Raw genomic sequence first — 18,612 nt, 5'->3', positions numbered from 1 at the left:
CGCCGTCAGGTCCCTGAAACGTCAACTCACCATCTCACCATCTCACCTCAGAGCACCCGCAGCACGGGGTAGCGCAGGTGGCTGGGCTCGTAGTGGTCGGATTGGCGGTAGAGCCAGTCGAGCTGGGCGGGGCCGCTGGCGGCAAAGGCGGGGTCTGTTTGCTGCTTTTGGGTGAGCTGGGCCCGTAGCTCGGGCTTCTGGCGCAGCAGCTGGGCAGCCAGGTCCTCGAACACGTAATCGGAGAAATACTCCTTTTGCTGCAGCACGCTGTCGAAGAAACCCCAGGCAAAAAACGAGTCGGTGGCCTGGGGTTCCAGGGTTTCGATGAGGTAGCGGGCGGCGGGCTGGGCCAGGGAAATGTAGTAGTCGCCGCGCAGAAACTGGCGGGACTGGCGCACCGGCCGCAGCTGCACGCCCGAATGCAGGTAGTGGCCCTCGTAGGGGCGGGGGCTGGTTTTGTAGTCTGCTATATAGTACGTTTCGCCATTGATAACCGTGTCGGCTGACAACGCCCGCAGTTGCACGCCTGACAGGCGCAGGCGCTCGGCCACCTCGCCCCAGGCCTGGGGTAGCACGTAGGCGCGGGGCCGTTGCACGGTGGTGGTGGGCACAAAGGTGTTGTAGTAGGGGATGGGCCTGACGTAGGGCGCCTGCCGGTCGTAGTACAGGCGCGGCTGGCCGCTTACTTCGCTGGGCTTGGTTTTGCCCGCGTAGCCGCGGAACGTGAACTGCTCGGCCCGGGTGGTATCGAGCCGCCAGCCCAGGGCAAACTCCTGTTGCTGCTGGCTCAGGCGGAGGGCCTCGGTGCGGGCGGCGGCCAGGGCCGCTTTCTGCCGCTGCACCGTGCCAATCAGCAAGCTCAGAAAGTCGTAGGTGGCCCGCACGCGGGGCGTGTAGGCCTTGAGCATGTGCGTTTCGGTAACGAAGCCGATGGTGTTGAACAGGGTGGTGTAGCCGGTGGAATAGCGCGGCGTTTCCAGGAAGCCCAGCAGGCCGCGGGCGTCGGGCGTGCGGCCGGCGAAGTCGATGTAAGGGGCCAGATACCACTTTTTCCGGTCCATGCCGCCGTAGAGGGCCGGCAGCAGCTCGCGCTGCATATACTGGCTCAGGGCGGGGTGGAGCTTGTCTTTCTGGGTGGCGATGAGCGTGAGCGTGTACTGGTAATCGGCGCCGTTGGAGGTGTGGGTGTCCACGTACACATCGGGCTGCCAGCGCTGGAACAGGGCCGCAAACGAGCGGGCATTGCGCGAATCCTGCTTGATGTAGTCGCGGTTGAGGTCGAGGTTGCGGGCATTGCCGCGGAAGCCGTAGCTCTCGGGGCCGTTCTGGTTGGTGCGGGTGCTGGTGTTGCGGTTGAGCGCGCCGCCCACGTTGTAAATCGGGATGATAACCAGCACCACATCGGCCAGCTGGCGGCGCAGGGCCTTGTTTTGCACGTAGTCGCGGGCCAGCATCAGGCTGGCATCGATGCCCTCGGGCTCGCCGGGGTGAATGCCGTTCTGGATAAACACCACGCGCCGGCCCTTGGCCCGCAGCGAGGCCGGGTCCATATCTCCATCCCCCGACACTACCACCACGTGCAAGGGCCGGCCGCTATCGGTCGTGCCCGCTTCGCGGAGCTGGATTTCGGGGTAGGCCGCGTCGAGGCGCTGGTAGTAGGCCAGGCACTCGTCGTAGGTGGCCGTGGTGTTGCCGTTGCCGAGCTCAAAGGGCGTGCGCCAGTCGGTGGGAGCCTGAGCGGCGGGCGCGGAGAAAGTCAGCAGCGAAAGCAGGGAAGTCAGCAGGAGCATAGGGCGGAGCTAGTAGTGGGCAAAGATGGCTAACCCGCCGCATTTCTGCTGGCTCTTTCACTGAAACGGGGCCCGGAGCAAAACATCAGGTGGTTTCGGAAAAACCTCCTGATGTTTTGCTCCGGACATCAGGAGGTTTCTCCTGCGGCAGCAGTACGGCACAAACTCATTGCGCAGCCCGGCGCTAATACAGCCGCCGCGGGGCCGGGAACAGCACCTGGTCGAGGCTGAAGCGGCCGGGGCCGGCGAAGGCCAGGCCCAGAAACAGGAACACCGATTCGAGGGCGTGGGAGTAGTCGTTGAACCCGTCGCCTTTGCTCAGGTGCATGATGGTGGCTATGGTCATGGTGCCCAGCAGCAGCACGCAGGTCCAGCGGAAAAACAGCCCCAGGGCCAGCAGCTGCCCGCCCACGGCCTCGGCAAAAGCGGCCAGAAAGCCCCAGAAAGCCGGTGCGAAATCGAGGCCCACTACTTTCATGGCCCCGCCAACCTCAGTCCAGGCGGCCAGCCCGCCCGTGAGCTTGGGGTAGCCATGCACGGTGAACATAAAGCCGATACCCACGCGCAACAGCAGCAGGCCTAAATCATGAGTGCGGTACCGGTTCTCAAACAAAGCCATGTGCAAGCGGGCGGCCAGACGGCCGGAGGCGAGTGGTTCAACCAAATAATATACACTCAGCGGTATATACGTTCGGCAAAGTACAGTTTTTTGCGGCTTTGTGCAATTGCCTTCCACCTGTACCCAACCTGCCTGGGCGGCTGCTTTCTGCCTAATACAGCACGATGCCCGTGATGCGGGCCGCGGCCGGAATGGTGGCCGGGGCCATCTGCTGGTCGGCGCCGGCGGGCAGCGAGCCGGGGTCAATCAGCCAGGCCAGGCGCACCTGGCCCGACACGGCGGCCAGCCCGAAAGGCGTATCGCGCAGCCGGGTGAACCCCAGGTTCTGGCGGGCGGCCCCAAACGGAGAACCCACGCCAATGCCCTCAGCCGTACGGTACTGCGGGTCGGTGATGAGAATGCGGCGCAGCACCGGCTCGCCGCCCGATGAAGCAGCCAGAAACAGGCGCGTAGCGGGTGCCCCGGGCTGACCGGCATCAATCAACTCAATTACCTGCCGGCCAGCGGAATCGGGGGCGGGGCGCAGCTGGGCGGCCGGCACCAGGGCCCGGAGCTGGGCCTCGCGCAGCCCCAGCCGTAGCCGCCCGGCCTGCCCCGGGCTTACCAGGTGCAACGAATCGGGTATGGGCGCCCCGGCCACCGGGGCCGCAGTGCCGGGCTGCCGGGCCACCGGCGCCTGCCCCGGAGGGCCTACCGGCTGGCCATTCTCGGCTACGAAGGGTGGGGTAGACGGCGAGGCCGCGGGGGCGGCCGAACTGCCCGACTCGGATGCAGGGCCCTGGCAACCGGCCAGCAGCAGCACTGCCAGGGGCAGAAAAATGGACTGGGGCCGGGCCCGGAAAAAGAAGGTCAGCATCAGGCCCTATACGCGCCCCTGCGGCGGGAGTTGAAAACATCCGTTGCCCCGGTTCCGTTTGTCTGCCCGGTGGTATGTACTGCCGAGTTGTCCTCTCCGTTTCCTTTAAGCCCGATGCCCGTGTCAGCCCCCGCTTCTGCCCAGCCCCTCATCCTGATTTCCAACGACGACGGCATTACGGCCCCCGGCATTGCCATGCTCGTGCGCGTAATGCGCCGGGTGGGCGAAGTAGTGGTGGTGGCGCCCAACTCGCCCCAGTCGGGCATGGGCCACGCCATTACCATCGGCAAACCCCTGCGCCTCGACCCCAGTCCTATTTTCGAGGGCATTGAGGCCTACGAGTGCAGCGGCACGCCCGCCGACTGCGTGAAGCTGGCCAAGCACCACGTGCTCAAGGACCGCCGCCCCGATTTGGTGGTGTCGGGCATCAACCACGGCTCCAACTCGGCCGTGAACGTGCTGTACTCGGGCACCATGTCGGCGGCCATTGAGGCGGCCATCGAGGGGCTGCCGGCCATCGGCTTCTCGCTCTGCGACTACGGCCACAACGCCGACTTCTCGCACGTGGAGGAGTGGGTGGAGCGCCTGTCCCGCCAGGCCCTGGCGCACGGCATCCCGGCCGGCACGGCCCTGAACGTGAATATTCCCCGGAAATCGGACCAGCCCATTGCCGGGGCCCTGCTCTGCCGCCAGGCCCGGGCCAAGTGGGAGGAGGAGTTCGACCTGCGCCTCGACCCCTACAAGCGCCCCTACTACTGGCTCATCGGCTCGTTTGTGAACCAGGACCCCGGCCAGGACACCGACGAGTACGCGCTGGCCAACAACTACATTTCCATCGTGCCCTGCCAGTACGACCTGACCTCGCACCCCGGCCTGCAGCAGATGCAGCAGCGCTGGGAGCTGTCGGCGCCCGGCTCGGCCACCCCAACCCCGCCGCTGCCCCTGTCTGCCCCCGGCAGCGCCACCCCCGCCCCCGGCGAATCGGCCGACGGGCTGGGGTAGGGGTGAATGAGTGACTGAGTACGCCGTGTTGTCATCCTGAGCTTGCGAAGGACCTATCCAGAAGCTAACGTCAGACAATAGCTTCTGGATAGGTCCTTCGTGCTTGCTCCAAGCGCAGCATGCTCAGGATGACAGTACAGTTTTACTTATTCACCCAGTCACTCATTCACCGATTTACTGTTCGTTTTACCATTGATACGTGCCTGGGCAGGGCGGGCGGGGTGGGCTTGCCCACCACCGGCACCGTGGCGGGCCGGTTGATGACGGCGGGCGGACGGGGCAGACAGCGCACGGCCAGCCAGAGCAGAAACAGGAGCAGGGCCAGGCCCAATAGCAGCTTTTTCATGGGCAGAAGACGGGGGCGGGAAGGGTAGGGGCAAAACTAGCCGCCCTGCATGAAGCCCGCGTGAACCCGCCTCATCTGCCCTTATGGCAGCCAGAGCGTGAACGTAGTGCCCCGGCCTTCTTCAGATTCTACCGTCAGCTTGGCCTTGTGGAAATCGGCAATGGTGCGGGCAATGGGCAGGCCCAGCCCGTAGCCCTCGGGGGCCGAGGCGCCGGCCTGAAACCGCCGGAACCGGTCGAACAGGTGGGGCAGGTGGGCGGCAGCAATGCCCGGGCCGGTGTCGGTAACGGCCAGCTGGTAGCCGCCGCGCGGGCCCGGCCGGCCCAGCACCGTGATGCGCCCGGCCGGGCGGTTGTATTTGATGGCGTTGCTGACGAGGTTGAAAATCAGCGTGAAAAGCAGCGTGCGGTTGGCGCGGGGCAGCACATAATCGGGCTGCAGATCCTCCAGCAGCTGAATCTCGCGCTGGGCCAGCCGGTCTTCCAGCTCGTTCACCACATCGGTCAGCACGGCCTGCACCGATACGGCCTCGTCGCGCAGGTACTGCTCGTTTTCAATGTTGGCAATCAGCAGCAGCGTTTTCACCGTGTTGCGCAGCCGGTAAAGCGTCTTCTGCGACTCTACCAGCTTCAGCGAGTGCGCCTCGCCCAGGCTCGGGTCCTGCAGCATGTTCTCGAAGCGCGACTGCAGGATGCTGACCGGCGTGAGCAGCTCGTGCGAGACGTTGCTCATAAACTCGCGCTCCTTCTCGAAGGCCGACTGCACCAGGTGCATCATGTCGTTGAGGCTGTCGTCGAGGCGGCGGAAGTCGGTGGTGGTGGTGGTCAGGGGCTCGTAGGAGAAGGCCGAGGGGTGGCGCACGCCCTGCAGCTTGCGCACGATAAGGCGGTGCAGCGGCCGCAGCAGGTAGTGGGCAAAGGCGGCATCGGAGAGGATGGTAAGCACAGCCCCCACCACGAGCAGCCACAGGGCCATGCGCCGCAGCGTGGCCGTGAGCAGCTCCACCGTGGCCAGCGAGGAGCCAATTTCGAGGCGGTAGCGGCGGCCGTTGGTGCTGATCTGCTGGCTCAGAATGCGGAAATCTTCCACCTTGTCATCAACCTGCCGGGGCTCGTCGAAAATGCGGGCGGGCGGGTTGCCGGGGCTGGCCGCCGCGGCCGGCAGGGGCGTGAGGGTAATGTATTCCTGCTGCAGAATGTTGTAATCGGCGTATTCCTCGCCCTGCACAAAGGTCGAAATCCCGTCGCGCCCGATGAGCTCCAGCACCTGCTCGCTCTTCTCGCGCAGCCGCTCGTCGGTGTGGCTCACCGCCACGCGGCTCATAATGGGCGGAATCAGGACCACGCCCAGCAGCACCAGCAGCAGCTTGGAAAGGGCATTGAACAGGGCCAGTTTGGCTTCGAGGCGCATGCTCAGCTCTTAATCGAGTACCCGATGCCGCGTACGGTTTCAATAAAATCGGCGGGGGCGAACTGGCTGAGCTTTTTGCGCAGGTTCTTGATGTGGACATCGATGTAGTTGGAGTCCGAATCGTCTTCGAGCACGTTGCCCCACAGGTGCTCGCCGAGCTGCAGGCGGGTGAGCACGCGGTTGCGGTGCAGCAGCAGGTAGTGCAGCAGGTCGAACTCCTTCTTGGTCAGCGGCACATCCTGGCCCGCGTGGCGGATGGTGCGGCCGGTAGCATCGAGCTCGAAGCCCGCGCCAAACGTCATTTCCTGGCGCTTGAGGCCGAACTTGCGGCGCGTAATGGCCTGCATCCGGCTCTGCAGCTCCAGCAGCGAGAAGGGCTTGGGCAGGTAGTCGTCGGCCCCAAGGTCGAGGCCCTTTACCCGGTCGTCGATGGCGCCGCGGGCCGTGAGGATGATGAACGAGGCCTCCTGGCCCTCATTGCGGCGGGCTTCGCGCAGCAAATCCAGGCCGTCGCCGCCGGGCAGGCCCAGGTCGAGCAGCACAAAGTCGTAGCTGTTGACGAATATCTTCTCCGAGGCCTCGGCGTAGGTAAAGGCCGAATCGACCAGGTACTGCGACTCGACCAGAAACTGGCGCACTTCTTCGTGCAGGCTCTTTTCGTCTTCTACCAGCAAAACGTGCATAGTGCGCAAGGGGCTAAATGAAGCCCCAACTTACGCATCCGGCCGTGAAGGACCGATGAACCCGGCCCCGGCCAGCGGTGGTGCGCACCCCAAAAGCGGGCCGGCCGGTGGCAGGCGGGGCGCGGGTTGCGTATGTTGGCGCACGTATTGCCCGCTGCCTGCCCCGCGTTCCTATGCTTTCCGGTTCTGCCACTTTGCCGCCTTTCATCAGCATTATTATTCCCACCCTCAACGAAGGCGGCCACATCGGCCGGCTGCTCGCCCACCTGCGGGCTGTCTGTGGCGCCGATGCGGCTGTGGAAATTGTGGTGGCCGATGCCGGCAGCACCGACAACACCGTAGCCGAAGCCGGCGTCCACGGCGCCCGGGTGGTGCCGTGCCCGCGCAGGGGCCGGGCCGCCCAGCTCAACCACGGCGCCGCCCACGCCACCGGAGCCATTCTCTATTTCCTGCACGCCGACTCGCTGCCGCCCGCCACGCTGCTGGCCGACCTGCGCGGGGCCGTAGCGGCGGGCTACGGCAGCGGCTGCTACCGCCTGCGCTTCGACGTGCCGCACTGGTTTCTGGCGGCCAATGCCTGGTTTACGCGCTTCAACGTCAACGGCATCCGCTACGGCGACCAGAGCCTGTTTGTGCAGCGGGCCGTGTTCGAACGGGCCGGCGGCTACCGCGAGCAAATGCAACTGCTCGAAGACCAGGAAATTGTGGCCCGACTGCGGCAACACGGCCCGTTTCGGATGCTGCCAGGCTACATCGTTACCTCGGCCCGGCGCTACCGCCGCAACGGTATCTACCGCCTGCAGGGCATTTTCGCCCTCGTTACCGGGCTTTACTGGCTGGGCGTTTCGCAGCCCCGGCTGGTGCAGGTATATAAGCGGCTGGTGCGGGGATGAAAGGAAATCCAAGAGGAAAAGTCCAAAGTAAAAGTCGCTGAACCAGTCGAATGGCACTGCTCGGTAGCGTTTACTTTGACCCTCTCTCTTCGACTTCCACGTACCAATTTCCGCCTTCTCCTACCTCAAATAAGCGCTCAACTCCGATACCGAACTGATGCCCAGCTGCTCGGCCTGCTGGCGGCGCATGAGCAGGGCATAGGTGTTGTTGAAGCCCAGCGGCGCGAGCCACTCCAGCTGGTAGCGGCGGCGGTACTCGCGGCGCACGTAGGCCAGCACGGCCGCCGGGTCGGGGCCCAGCGAATCCAGCACGGCGGCCGGAGGCTGGAGCACCACCAGCAGGCCGGTACCGGTGTATTCGGGATATAGGTCGATGGCGCCGGTGCGCAGCGCGTCGGCGCAGATGCTGGTGCCGCCCAGGCCCGTTTTGGCCTCCACGCCCAGGTTGGTGTAGCCTTTGATAAGGGCCGCGTACAGCTCGGCCAGGATGTACTGCTCGCCAAAAATCTTGGAGCCCAGCCGGATGGTGGACCCGGTGGCCGACCGGGGGGCGCGCCACAGCCCCCGGCGGCGCAGGAAGTCGTGGGCCACGGCCCGGGGCGTTTCGTGGCGAATATCCACCCGATAGTTGAGCTCCGTCATCACCGAATCGGAGAGCTGGCCGGCCAGGTGGGCCAAAGCGGGAGCCAGCTCGGGGTGGGCCGCCAGGGTCTGGCGGCGCACTACGGGCGCGGCCTGGTAAGGCGGGAAGGCGTGGCGGTCGTCGCGCAGTACCCGCAGGTCGTAGGCCCGGATGCGGCCGTCGGTCGAGTAGCCGTCAATCAAGTCCACGTTGCCGCTGCGTACCGCCTCGTACACCAGCGCGGGGGCCAGTACCACCGAGGCCGGATTGAGGCCGTAGAGGCGGCGCAGGCCCGGCACCCCATCGGCGCGGCCCACGAACTCGGGGCTGAAGCCGGCCAGCAGCTTGCTGGCGGCACGGGGCAGCAGGTAGAGGCCGGCCAGCAGGGGCAGGGCCAGCAGCAGCGCCCGTCCGGCCCACACCAGCCGCCGGCCACTCAGGTGCTGCAGCCCGGCCAGCGCCCCATCAAACAGCAAAGCCAGCGCCGCGGCCGGAATGGCGCCGGCCAGAATCATGGCCGGGTTGTTCAGGGCAATGCCGCCGAAGATGAACTCCCCCAGTCCGCCCGCCGCCACATAGGCCGCCAGCGTGGCCACACCCACGTTTATCACGGCCGCCGTGCGGATGCCGGCCAGCAGCACCGGCAGGGCCAGCGGCAGCTCAACGCGTCGCAATACCTGCCCGTCGGTGAGGCCCAGGCCGCGGGCGGCGTCCACCACGGCGGCATCAACGCCCTGCACGCCGGCCAGCGTGTTGCGCACAATGGGCAGCAGCGAGTAAAGAAACAACGCCAGAATGGCCGGCCCCGGCCCGATGCCCAGCACCGGAATCAGGAAGCCCAGCAGCGCAATGCTCGGAATGGTCTGGAGCACCCCGGCGCCACCCAGCACCCAGGGCGCCAGCCGCGGCCGGCGCGTGAGCAGCAGCCCCAGCGGTACGCCCACCGCCACGCCCGCCAGCAGCGAAGCAGCAGTCAACCCGATGTGCTGCAACGTCTGCTGCCCGAGCTTGTCGGCCTGCGCGTGCCAGAAGGCTAAAAGTTCGGTAAGGATGCTCAAGATGAGATGGTGAACTGGTAAATGTGGGAAAGCACTACTGGTAGGAGCGGGGCTTGCCCCCGCCCGCCGCTAACGCCATTGAACAGAATCGTTGCCGTAGGGGCGGGGGCAAGCCCCGCCCCTACAGCTGTTCAACCTTCTGAAGCCAGCCGCCGCAGGGCCCGGCCAAATGCCGCCATGAGCGTGGCGTGGGTGAGAGGCCGGGCTGTGGTTTCGGACACCCGTACCCAGACCGTTGGCTCGCCGGAGACCACAGTTGGGGAGTCACTTAGCTGCTCCAGGGTATCATGTATTGAAGCTGTAGATGAAAGAGGTTTAGTATCTGATCCAATGCTGCTTATAGCATGAGCTTCACCTGCCGGCTGCAGTTCGGCCAGCACGTCCTCCAGCCGCAATGCCCGCAGCTGCAGCGCCAGTTGCTCGGCGGCGAAGAAGCGGCGCACGAAGTTGTTGGCGGGGCGCAGCAGCAGCGCGCGGGGCGGGCCCAGCTGCTGCACCCGGCCGGCATCGAGCAGCATAATCTGGTCGGCCAGTTCGAAGGCTTCGGTTACGTCGTGGGTCACGAGCACCATGGTTTTGCGGCGCAGCTCGGGCAGCTCCCGAAACTCGCGCCGGATGCTGGCCCGCGTGATGGGGTCGAGGGCGCCGAAGGGCTCATCGAGCAGAATGATGGGCGGGTCGGCGGCCAGGGCCCGGGCCAGGCCCACGCGCTGCTGCTGGCCCCCCGAAAGCTGGTGGGGGTACTGGCCCGCAAACCGCTCGGGCGGCAGGTGCAGGCGGGCCAGCAGCTCCTCGGTGCGGGCAGCTACGATGGCCGGGGCGTGGCCCAGCAGCCGCGGCACCACGGCCACGTTCTCGGCCACCGTGTAGTGCGGCAGCAGTCCCACCTGCTGAATCACGTAGCCCATGCCCCGCCGCAGCCGCTCCGCGGGCTGGCTCCGCGCATCCTGCCCATTGATGAGCACCGCGCCGGAATCAGGCTCCACGAGGCGGTTGAGCATGCGCAGCAGCGTGGTTTTGCCGCAGCCGCTGGGCCCGAGCAGCACCAGCGTCTGGCCCGCTTCCACCCGAAACGACACGTCCTGCACCGCCGCGTGGCTTCCGTAGTGCTTGGTCAGGTTCCGGGCTTCGATGGCGGGCATGGGGTTGGGAGTAAGAGGGGGAAAGATAACCGGAAAGCATGCAAAAGGCCCTCCCGTTGCCGGAAGGGCCTTGCTGTTACTACCACCAGGCTGCCCGAAAGTTAAGTTGGCCGGCCCTGCAGCCCACAGATTGGTGCTTCTTACTGCTTCACCACTTTCAGCACCGTGGCCTGTCCATCCATCACAACCCGGGCCAGGTAGAAACCGGCCGGCAGCCCCGCCAGGCCCGTCAGCTCCAGTTCGCCCGAGCCGCCGGGGTGCTCGGACGTGTGCTCGTACACCATGCGGCCGGCCAACGTGCAAAGCTGTATCTGTACGGTAGCAGGGGCCACATCGGTGCTGCTCAGCAGCAGTTTGAGGCTGTTGCCGAACGGGTTGGGCGCAGCCGTTACCCGCGCCGCGCCGCCCACGCCGGGAGCCATTAACGTAACCACCGACGAGTAGGAACTGCTGCCGTCCAGGTCGAGCTGGCGCAGGCGGTAGTAGCGCGGGCCGGCCTGGGTGGTACTGTGGCGATACGTGTAGCGGCGAACTGTGCCCGAGCTGCCAGCTGCTTCTACCCGGCCCACCACGGCAAACGTGCGGCCATCGGCGCTGGCTTGCACTTCAAAAGCGGCCGCGTTCAGCTCCTGCGCCGTTTCCCAGCGCAAATCCGAATAGCTGGCTTTGGCTTGCCCTCCGAAAGAAGTCAGCGTAACGGGCAGCGGATTTTTTAGCTCCGCTGCCTCCGTGTTGTACGCCACAAAAGCCAGGTCGCTGTCGCCGTTGATGCTGAGGCGGAACTTGCGGATAGACGTGACGTTGGCACTGGTAATACCGAAAGCGGCAAAATCGCCGGCCCATAGCCGAATCTCCCGCTCGGTATTGGTGAAGCCGCTCCCCAGAGTCATGGGGTTGGTGCTGGCTTCATAAAAGTCAGCAATCCATTTACCTACTACTGGTAGGTTACTTACATTGATGGCCACCGAATTGCCTACTATCTGGTCGTTGGCATCCAGAAACTGATATATATCCTGCTTGCCGCCCGGCGAGGCAATCTGAGTGACTACAATATCGGGGTTGCCGTCGCCAAGCGAGGAAACCTTCACGTTATCAATGCCAAAATCGATGGCGCCGGTCGGTACATTCGCTATGCCCGTGCCTATGTCGAGGCCATTGAGGCCATCGCGCAGGTAGGGCGAGAGGTCGCGGGAGGGAGCGGGCACACTGGGGCCATTGTTCACTCTATCGTAGAGCTGTCCCAGGCCCACCTTCGTGTTGCCGGTAATATCACCAGCAATATTGAGAACAGGTAGTGCTTTATACTCGCTTTTTACATAGCTGATTCCTGCCTGGTCCAGCTTGGTATTGTTGACACGGGTAGAGAAAATGTTTACTCCCAGCTTGAAAGCCAGTAAATTGTGTGAATTCTCAGGCCTGATGGGGCTAAGAGCCGCGTTGCCCGCGCTGCCGTTGCCGCTGCGCCAGTAACCGTTGTAGTCGGTAATGATTTCGGTAACGGCGTTCGTGGCCGCCGGAACTGTTTGCGCCCGACCCGGAATTATCAGAATAGTACCGGCCAGTGTCAGCAGAAGTAAGTTTTTTGTCATAGAAAAAGGAAAAGCAGCTCGCTCTGAAACAATGGCTCAGCCAAGCAGATGGCGAAGATAGCAAGGTTTTGCCCTGATGGTATTATAAAAAGAACGAGTGCCGGGTTTCCCAGCCTCCCCGGCCCGCTGATTTGCTCAATGCCCGCCTGGGCCCCGGCGCATTGCCTGCGGCGGCGGTTGCGTTGCTGCCGGGTTGGCCGTAGCTTTCGGTCCGGGAGCAGCGCCGTGGCACACCGCACGGTAAGGCTGCTGCCCCTTGTAATCCAGTCAAAAGCCCCGTTTTATGCTTGATTTACTTCGTCCCCGTCTTGCCGGGCTGCTGGTTCTGGCCCTCTTAGTTTTCAATGGTGCCTGCGTGCGCAAAGCCGCTCCGGTAGCTACTGCCACCGGCCCCGAAACCCGGGTGTACGTGGTGCGCCACGCCGAAAAAGACCTCGTCACCGACCCCACCGACCCGCCCCTGACGCCCGAGGGCCAGGCCCGCGCCCAGGCCCTGGTGGCCGCCATTCCGCGCCAGACGCGCCTGAGCGCCGTATTCAGCACCGACACCCGGCGCACCCGCTCCACGGCCCAGCCGCTGGCCGACGCCCGTGGCCTGCCGGTACAGCTTTACGATGCCCGCGACCTGCCCGCACTGGCCGCCCGCCTCCGCCGCGACTACCCCAACCAGAATGTGCTGGTTGTAGGCCACTCCAATACCATGCTCGAAACCGTGGATGCCCTGGGCGCCCCCCGGCCCGTGCCGCTCATCCCCGACGAAGCCTACGACTACCTGCTGGAAGTGCACCTGCCCACCGATGCCGCCCGGCCCGCCACGGCCGACGCGCACCACTACGGCGTGCAAAGCCACTAGCGTTGGCACTTTGCTGCAACCCGGCGGCCTGCCCGCGCTTCTATTAGCCACTTTCCCGGTTTCTTTCCCGTTTTGCTTTCTCCATCTCCCATGATGCTTCCCGCCCTCCTTCGCCCGGCCCTTGCGCTGGCGCTGCTGCTTCCGGTCGTTCCGCTGGCCACCCAGGCCCAGGCCCCAACGGCTACCGATTCGGTTAACATCCGCCGCATTTACGACGAGGCCCTGGCCCGCGGGCAGAGCTACGACAACCTGCGCTACCTCACCGGTCAGATCGGGGGCCGCCTCAGCGGCTCGCCCCAGGCGGCGCAGGCCGTGCAGTGGGGCCAGACAACCATGGAAAAGCTGGGCCTCGACCGCGTGTATCTGCAGGAGGTGATGGTGCCGCACTGGGTGCGCGGCAAGCCCGAAAAAGCCAGCATCCGGGGCGATAAGGGCAAGGGCGTGAACCTGAGCGTGTGCGCCCTGGGCGGCTCGGTGGGCACCGGCGGCAAGCTGCGCGCCGGCGTAGTGGAGGTGCAGAGCCTGGCCGAGCTGGCCGCTTTGCCCGAGGACAAAGTGAAGGGTAAACTCGTATTCTTCAACCGGCCCATGAACCCGCTGCACATCGAAACCGGCCGGGCCTACGGCGAAGCCGGCGACCAGCGCCGCTCCGGGGCCGCCGCCGCCGCTAAGCGCGGGGCCGTGGGCGCACTCGTGCGCAGCCTCACGCTCGCCCACGACGACTTTCCCCACACCGGCACCATGAGCTACCAGGAGGGCGTAACGAAAGTGCCCGCTGCCGCCATCAGCACCAAGGGCGCCGACGAGCTGAGCCAGCTGCTGAAAGCCGACCCCAACCTGAGCGTGGAACTGGAGATGAGCTGCCAGACGCTGCCCGACGTGAAAAGCTACAACGTCATCGGCGAAATCAAGGGCTCCAAGTTCCCCGACCAGATTATAACGGTTGGCGGCCACCTCGACTCCTGGGACCTGGGCCAGGGCGCCCACGACGACGGCACGGGCTGCGTGCAGAGCATGGAGGCGCTGCGCCTGCTGAAAACCACCGGCCTGCGCCCCGAGCGCACGGTGCGCGCCGTGCTGTTCATGAACGAGGAAAACGGCAACCGCGGCGGCATGAAATACGCCGAAATTGCGAAGGCCAACAATGAAAACCACCTCGCCGCCATGGAATCCGATGGCGGCGGCTTTACGCCCCGGGGCTTCAACATTGATGCGGCTCCGGCCGTGGTGCGCAAAATCGAAGCCTGGCAGCCCTTGTTTGCGCCCTACGGCAGCAGCCAGTTCGCCCAGGGCCACGCCGGCACCGACATCGGCCCGCTCAAGGGCCAGGCCAAAGCCCTGGTCGGCTACGACTGCGACTCGCAGCGCTACTTCGATATTCACCACACCGCCGCCGATACCTTCGATAAGGTAAACCGCCGCGAGCTGGAGCTGGGCGGCGCCAGCATGGCCGCGCTGGTGTATCTGCTGAGCAAATACGGACTCTAAGCGCCGGCTGGCCCGGCAAATTAGCCGTCATAAAAATGCCCGGCTGCCATTGGCAGCCGGGCATTTTTAGCTAAAAAACCTGCCGGATATATTATTCGGCGGCGGCGTTTTTGCGTGGGCGGCCGGGGCCTTTGCCGGTGCCGTTGGCTGCGCGGGGCTTGCGCTCCTTCTTTTCAATTTTATAGCTAGGATCCAGCATGGCATTTAGCTCTTCCATCATGCTGTTGATTTTAGAAGCCTGCTTGCGAATGCGGGTTAGCAGCGCGTGGTTGTCTTCGGCGCTGTTCAGAATTTCCTGGAGCTTGTTGAGGTCGTTGGTTGCCATCGGAGAAATAAGTTGAATGAAAAATGAAGAAGCTGCAAAGTTGTCGGTTTCTTTTTGTTTCAACAAACAATCTGCACCTGATATGTTTGCGATACGCGAAAAAGAATAAAACAGCCGGCCGGGCGAATAAAAAAGTATTCAGCAAAAAAAAGCAGTCTGCTTACCCGGGAATAACCCAGATAAACAGACTGCTTTATTTCCGGTAAGCGGGAAGCCGCGTCAGCTGGATATTTAAATATCCAAAACCTCTATTTCTTTTGTCGACAGGAAGCGGTTGTCGGGACTATTTGGGCCCGGTAGCGCGCGAAAAGCCGCTGACTGGGAGGTAGTTAATTCTGCTCCAGAATCTGGAAAAGCTCGTCGAGTTTGGGCGTCAGAATAATTTCGGTGCGGCGGTTGAGGGCCTTGTTGGCGGGCGTGTCGTTGGCGGCAACCGGCACGTACTGGGCCCGGCCCGAGGGCGTCACCTGCGAGTCGGAAAGGCCGGCTTCGGTGAGAATGCGCGTGATTTCGGTGGCCCGCAGTACGCTCAAATCCCAGTTGTCCTTGGCCCCGTTCACTACGCCGCGCAGGGGCACGTTGTCGGTGTGGCCTTCTACCAGCACGTTCACATCCTGGTTGCCCTTGAGGGCCGTCGCCAGTTTCTTCAGTGCTTCCTGGCCTTTGGGGTCTACTTTGGTCGAGCCCGATTTAAATAGCAGCTGCTCGGAAAGCGACACGTATACTTTGCCGTTTTTTACATTTACCTGCAAATCCTGGGCGTTGAAACCGAGCAGGGCGTCGCCTACTTTCTGTCGCAGCGCCTTCACGGCTGCTTCTTTCTGGTCGAGCACGCGCTGCATTTCGGCAATGCGCTCTTCCTTGGTGCGCAAATCGGTGGAAAGCTGCGAGTTTTCCTGCTGCGCGCCGCTCAGGCTTTGGTTGAGCTGATTTACCTGCTGATTTTTAGAGAGTAAATTACTGCGCAACGATTCTTCGTTGCGGGCCTTCTCATTTTCGAGGGCAGTTTTTTCAACCTGCAACTGGTCGCGGGCCTGGGCCGCATCCTGGAACGAGCGTTGGGCAGCATCGAATTTTTTCTGCGATACGCAGCTGGCCGAACCAAGCAACAGGGCCGCTCCGCAGAGCAATTTCGGGAAGGCAGAAGAAACGAACATAGAATCGGTGAAAATGAAAAAACAAGGAAGCGACTGGTAAACCCGCCGCGAAATTAATTCCCGGCCGGAATATCGCTACAACGGCTCAACGGTAGCGCTGGTTGCCGGCCTGCCCGACGTCGGGGCTTCGCCAAACGGGGCTTTATTGTACCTTCGACGCCGAAACAGACTTTATAATTAGTAAACATTGCGGTTCCGTTGGCGTCTGACTTTATGGCTGGGGCTGCTGGCCGGGCTGCCGGCCACCGCGCAGCACCGCCCCGCGCCCGCCGCGGCGCCGGTGGCCCGCTACTGGGTTACGTTCCGCGATAAGGCAGGCCAGACGCTGCACGCGGCCGCCTACTTCGATGCCGCTGCCCAGGCCCGCCGCCGCCGCCAGCACCTGCCCGCCGCCGACAGCACCGATTTCCCGGTGCGCCCCGATTACCTGGCCCGGGTAAACAGCCTCACCGATTCCGTTACGCTCGTCAGCCGCTGGTTTAATGCCGTATCGTGCCGGGCCACGCCGGCCCAGGTTGCCCGGCTCCGGCTGCTGCCCGGCGTGCGCAGCGTAGAGGCCTGGCCCGAACGCCCGCTGCTGACCGCCGCGGCCCACCCCCGGCCAGCCGCCCCGCCCGCGCCGCCCGCCCCGCTTGCGGCCGCCGACCTGGCGCTGGCCCACCGGCAAACGGCCGTGCTGGGGGCCGCCGAGTTCCGGCAGGCGGGGCGGCAGGGGCAGGGCCTGCGCATTGCCGTGTTCGACGTGGGCTTCCGCGGCACCGATACCCACCCCGCCTTCGCCCACCTGTACCGCCGCCGGGCCGTGGTGGCCACCTACGATTTCCTGCGCCGCACTCCCGACGTGTACCGGGGCGGCACCCACGGCACCGAGGTGCTCTCGTGCCTGGCCGGCCAGCTGCCCGACAGCACCTTTCTGGGGCTGGCGCCGGCCGCCGAGTTCCTGCTAGCCCGAACCGAGCAGAAAGGCCGCGAGCGGTACGCCGAGGAAGAAGCCTGGCTGGCCGCCGCCGAGTGGGCCGACCGTAACGGCGCCGACATCATCAACTCCTCGCTGGGCTACACAGACCGACGCTATTTTCCGGAGCAGATGAACGGGCGCACCAGCCTGGTGGCCCGCGCCGCCGCCCTGGCCGTGCGCAAGGGCATGCTGGTGGTGAATGCGGCCGGCAACGCCGGCGACGACCCCAACTGGCGCACCATCGGCACCCCCGCCGACGCCGACTCGGTGCTAACAGTGGGCGGCCTCGACCCGGAAACGCTGCTGCACCTCGATTTCAGCAGCTACGGGCCCGCGGCGAGTGGCAAGCTCAAACCCAACCTGGCGGCTTTTGGGGTGGCCATTACGGCCGTGCCGGGCGGCTTCGAGCGGGCCGAGGGCACCTCGTTTGCCAGCCCGCTGGTGGCGGGCTTTGCCGCCTGCGCCTGGCAGCAACAGCGCGATTTGCCCGTGATGGAGCTGTTTGTCCGCCTGCAACAGGCCGGGCAGCTCTACCCGTACTTCGACTACGCCCACGGCTACGGCCTGCCCCGGGCGGCGGCCTTCCGTGCCGCCGGCCCCGCGCCCGCGCCGCCGGTACCAACCTTCGATTTCGTGGCCGCCGACTCGGTGGTGGGCGTCATCATCCGGCCCGAGGCGGCCGTTGTGCCCGCCTATTCGCTGCCGCTGCTGGCCGCCGCGGCGCCCCCGGCGAGGCTGACCACGACCGAACTACCGGCCGAAACGGTGCCCGAAGCTGCGACTGGTACGCCCGCGCCACCGGCGCCGCTGTACTGGCAGCTGCGCGACGCGACGGGGTTTGTGGTGCGCTACGAAGTGCTGGAGGTAAGCCAGCGGGCCATCCTGCGGGTGCTGCTGCCGCTGCTGCCGCCCGGCGGTACGCTGCGGGTGCATTTTAGAGGCTACACGGCCAGTTTCGAAGCGCCATGAGGAATCCCCAAGCCCTGCCGTTGCTGCTGGCACTGGCGCTGCCGGCCGCGCTGCCCCGTCCGGCGGCCGCCCAGCGGGTACTGCTACGCGCCAACCCGGCCACCGACACGCTGCCTTCGCGCTACGGCCCCAACCGGGCATTCTACCAGCATTTGTACCTGGGCTACGCCACGGTGGCAGGTGCGGCCGCCGGGCCGGGGGCCGAGCTGCGCTACCCGCAGTCGGCCGAGCTGTTTGCCGGGGTGCGCAACAAGTGGCGCGTGGCGGGGCCAGCGGCCGTGGGCCTCGATGCCCGCTTTGCCTACCTGCGCTACCAGCTTCGGCAAAGCGGCCAGAAACTGGTGCCCACGCCCCAGCTGCACTACCGCGAAACCCTGAACCTGACGCAGCTCCAGCTGGAACCCTTCGTGCGGCTGAGTTTCGGGCGGCGGGGCAACGTGGTGGGGCACTACCTCGACCTGAGCGGCTGGGGCGGCTGGGTGCTGGGCCGCAGCCACCGCTACGAAGACCGGCCCGGGCAGGGGCAGGGCACCCGCACCGTAGTAAAGGAGCTGAGCCCCGCCTACCTGCACCGCTGGAGCTGGGGCCTGGGCACCCGGCTGGGCGCGGGCCGCTACGCCCTGTTGGCCCGCTACCGGCTCGCCAACACGTTCAGCAGCGCGGCCCCGCCTGCTTACCCCGAGCTGCCGCGCTGGCTGCTGGGGCTGGAGGTAGGCATATTTTAAGAAAACAGTAAAAAAAAGCAACCCCGGCAGCCCTTTGGGCATCATTTTTCGTAGGTACACCAGCTGGCGGTCCGGGTAGTGCAGAGGCACTGCCCTAATGAGTTGGCCGCCACTCCATTTTGTCTGA

17 protein-coding genes are annotated in these 18,612 nt (G+C 65.0%); 6 read left to right on the top strand and 11 right to left on the bottom strand.

From position 1 onward, the window contains the following. Positions 1–47: 47 nt before the first annotated feature. The 3 genes from BMY67_RS08890 to BMY67_RS08880 all read right to left on the bottom strand — a co-directional run bounded on the left by BMY67_RS08890 (position 48) and on the right by BMY67_RS08880 (position 3,265). Positions 48–1,790 carry a M14 family metallopeptidase gene (locus BMY67_RS08890; RefSeq protein WP_092770592.1) on the bottom strand — a complete coding sequence of 581 codons (1,743 nt, stop codon included), beginning with the start codon at positions 1,788–1,790 and terminating at the stop codon, positions 48–50. A gap of 184 nt (positions 1,791–1,974) precedes the next feature. Then, positions 1,975–2,409 carry a DoxX family protein gene (locus tag BMY67_RS08885; RefSeq protein WP_092771639.1) on the bottom strand — a complete coding sequence of 145 codons (435 nt, stop codon included), beginning with the start codon at positions 2,407–2,409 and terminating at the stop codon, positions 1,975–1,977. A 151-nt stretch (positions 2,410–2,560) separates the two neighbouring features. Next, on the bottom strand, positions 2,561–3,265 hold the full coding sequence (locus tag BMY67_RS08880) for a hypothetical protein (protein WP_092770590.1): 705 nt from the start codon (positions 3,263–3,265) through the stop codon (positions 2,561–2,563). A 120-nt stretch (positions 3,266–3,385) separates the two neighbouring features. On the opposite strand from BMY67_RS08880, the gene surE reads away from it, so the two are divergent. Then, complete coding sequence (gene surE, locus BMY67_RS08875; RefSeq protein ID WP_262490349.1) at positions 3,386–4,267, top strand: 5'/3'-nucleotidase SurE; 882 nt, start codon at positions 3,386–3,388, stop codon at positions 4,265–4,267. A 166-nt stretch (positions 4,268–4,433) separates the two neighbouring features. Here surE and BMY67_RS08870 read toward each other — a convergent pair whose 3' ends face one another. The 3 genes from BMY67_RS08870 to BMY67_RS08860 all read right to left on the bottom strand — a co-directional run bounded on the left by BMY67_RS08870 (position 4,434) and on the right by BMY67_RS08860 (position 6,706). Further along, complete coding sequence (locus BMY67_RS08870; protein ID WP_092770586.1) at positions 4,434–4,613, bottom strand: hypothetical protein; 180 nt, start codon at positions 4,611–4,613, stop codon at positions 4,434–4,436. Positions 4,614–4,694: 81 nt separating this feature from the next. Continuing rightward, positions 4,695–6,023, bottom strand: coding sequence for a sensor histidine kinase (locus tag BMY67_RS08865; protein ID WP_092770584.1), 1,329 nt, complete (start codon positions 6,021–6,023; stop codon positions 4,695–4,697). 2 nt (positions 6,024–6,025) lie between these two features. After that, the gene (locus BMY67_RS08860; protein WP_092770581.1) at positions 6,026–6,706 is read right to left on the bottom strand and encodes a response regulator transcription factor; all 681 of its coding nucleotides are present in this window, start codon (positions 6,704–6,706) and stop codon (positions 6,026–6,028) included. Positions 6,707–6,879: 173 nt separating this feature from the next. Between BMY67_RS08860 and BMY67_RS08855 the strand changes: the two genes are divergently transcribed. Beyond that, positions 6,880–7,599, top strand: coding sequence for a TIGR04283 family arsenosugar biosynthesis glycosyltransferase (locus tag BMY67_RS08855; RefSeq protein WP_092770579.1), 720 nt, complete (start codon positions 6,880–6,882; stop codon positions 7,597–7,599). 120 nt (positions 7,600–7,719) lie between these two features. Here BMY67_RS08855 and BMY67_RS08850 read toward each other — a convergent pair whose 3' ends face one another. The 3 genes from BMY67_RS08850 to BMY67_RS08840 form a co-directional block, all read right to left on the bottom strand. Beyond that, complete coding sequence (locus BMY67_RS08850; protein ID WP_092770577.1) at positions 7,720–9,279, bottom strand: ABC transporter permease/substrate-binding protein; 1,560 nt, start codon at positions 9,277–9,279, stop codon at positions 7,720–7,722. A 131-nt stretch (positions 9,280–9,410) separates the two neighbouring features. Continuing rightward, a complete protein-coding gene (locus BMY67_RS08845; RefSeq protein ID WP_092770575.1) occupies positions 9,411–10,421 on the bottom strand; it encodes an ABC transporter ATP-binding protein in 1,011 nt (336 codons plus the stop codon). A 140-nt stretch (positions 10,422–10,561) separates the two neighbouring features. After that, on the bottom strand, positions 10,562–12,010 hold the full coding sequence (locus BMY67_RS08840; RefSeq protein WP_092770573.1) for a T9SS type A sorting domain-containing protein: 1,449 nt from the start codon (positions 12,008–12,010) through the stop codon (positions 10,562–10,564). Positions 12,011–12,293: 283 nt separating this feature from the next. Here BMY67_RS08840 and BMY67_RS08835 point away from each other — a divergent pair, with 283 nt between their 5' ends. Both BMY67_RS08835 and BMY67_RS08830 read left to right on the top strand, forming a co-directional pair. Beyond that, positions 12,294–12,863, top strand: a complete 570-nt coding sequence (locus BMY67_RS08835; protein ID WP_092770571.1) for a phosphoglycerate mutase family protein — start codon at positions 12,294–12,296, stop codon at positions 12,861–12,863. A 90-nt stretch (positions 12,864–12,953) separates the two neighbouring features. Then, a complete protein-coding gene (locus BMY67_RS08830) occupies positions 12,954–14,351 on the top strand; it encodes a M20/M25/M40 family metallo-hydrolase (protein WP_218144608.1) in 1,398 nt (465 codons plus the stop codon). Positions 14,352–14,442: 91 nt separating this feature from the next. On the opposite strand, the gene BMY67_RS08825 is transcribed toward BMY67_RS08830, so the two are convergent. Both BMY67_RS08825 and BMY67_RS08820 read right to left on the bottom strand, forming a co-directional pair. Then, positions 14,443–14,676, bottom strand: a complete 234-nt coding sequence (locus BMY67_RS08825; RefSeq protein WP_092770569.1) for a hypothetical protein — start codon at positions 14,674–14,676, stop codon at positions 14,443–14,445. Between the two features lie 329 nt (positions 14,677–15,005). Next, positions 15,006–15,833, bottom strand: coding sequence for an OmpA/MotB family protein (locus BMY67_RS08820; protein ID WP_245744964.1), 828 nt, complete (start codon positions 15,831–15,833; stop codon positions 15,006–15,008). A 187-nt stretch (positions 15,834–16,020) separates the two neighbouring features. Here BMY67_RS08820 and BMY67_RS08815 point away from each other — a divergent pair, with 187 nt between their 5' ends. Together BMY67_RS08815 and BMY67_RS08810 are read left to right on the top strand one after the other, a co-directional pair. Further along, positions 16,021–17,760 (top strand): S8 family serine peptidase, encoded by a 1,740-nt coding sequence (locus tag BMY67_RS08815; RefSeq protein ID WP_092770565.1) that lies wholly within the window; start codon positions 16,021–16,023, stop codon positions 17,758–17,760. Next, positions 17,757–18,485 (top strand): hypothetical protein, encoded by a 729-nt coding sequence (locus BMY67_RS08810; protein WP_143069753.1) that lies wholly within the window; start codon positions 17,757–17,759, stop codon positions 18,483–18,485. Before BMY67_RS08815 ends, BMY67_RS08810 begins: the two co-directional genes overlap by 4 nt. Positions 18,486–18,612: the final 127 nt, after the last annotated feature.

Origin of the sequence: Hymenobacter actinosclerus (assembly GCF_900111515.1) — a bacterium.
Taxonomy (GTDB): Bacteria; Bacteroidota; Bacteroidia; order Cytophagales; family Hymenobacteraceae; genus Hymenobacter; species Hymenobacter actinosclerus.
The sequence above is the reverse complement of the archived record's forward strand: the minus strand, read 5'-3'. Positions and strand labels throughout refer to the sequence as shown.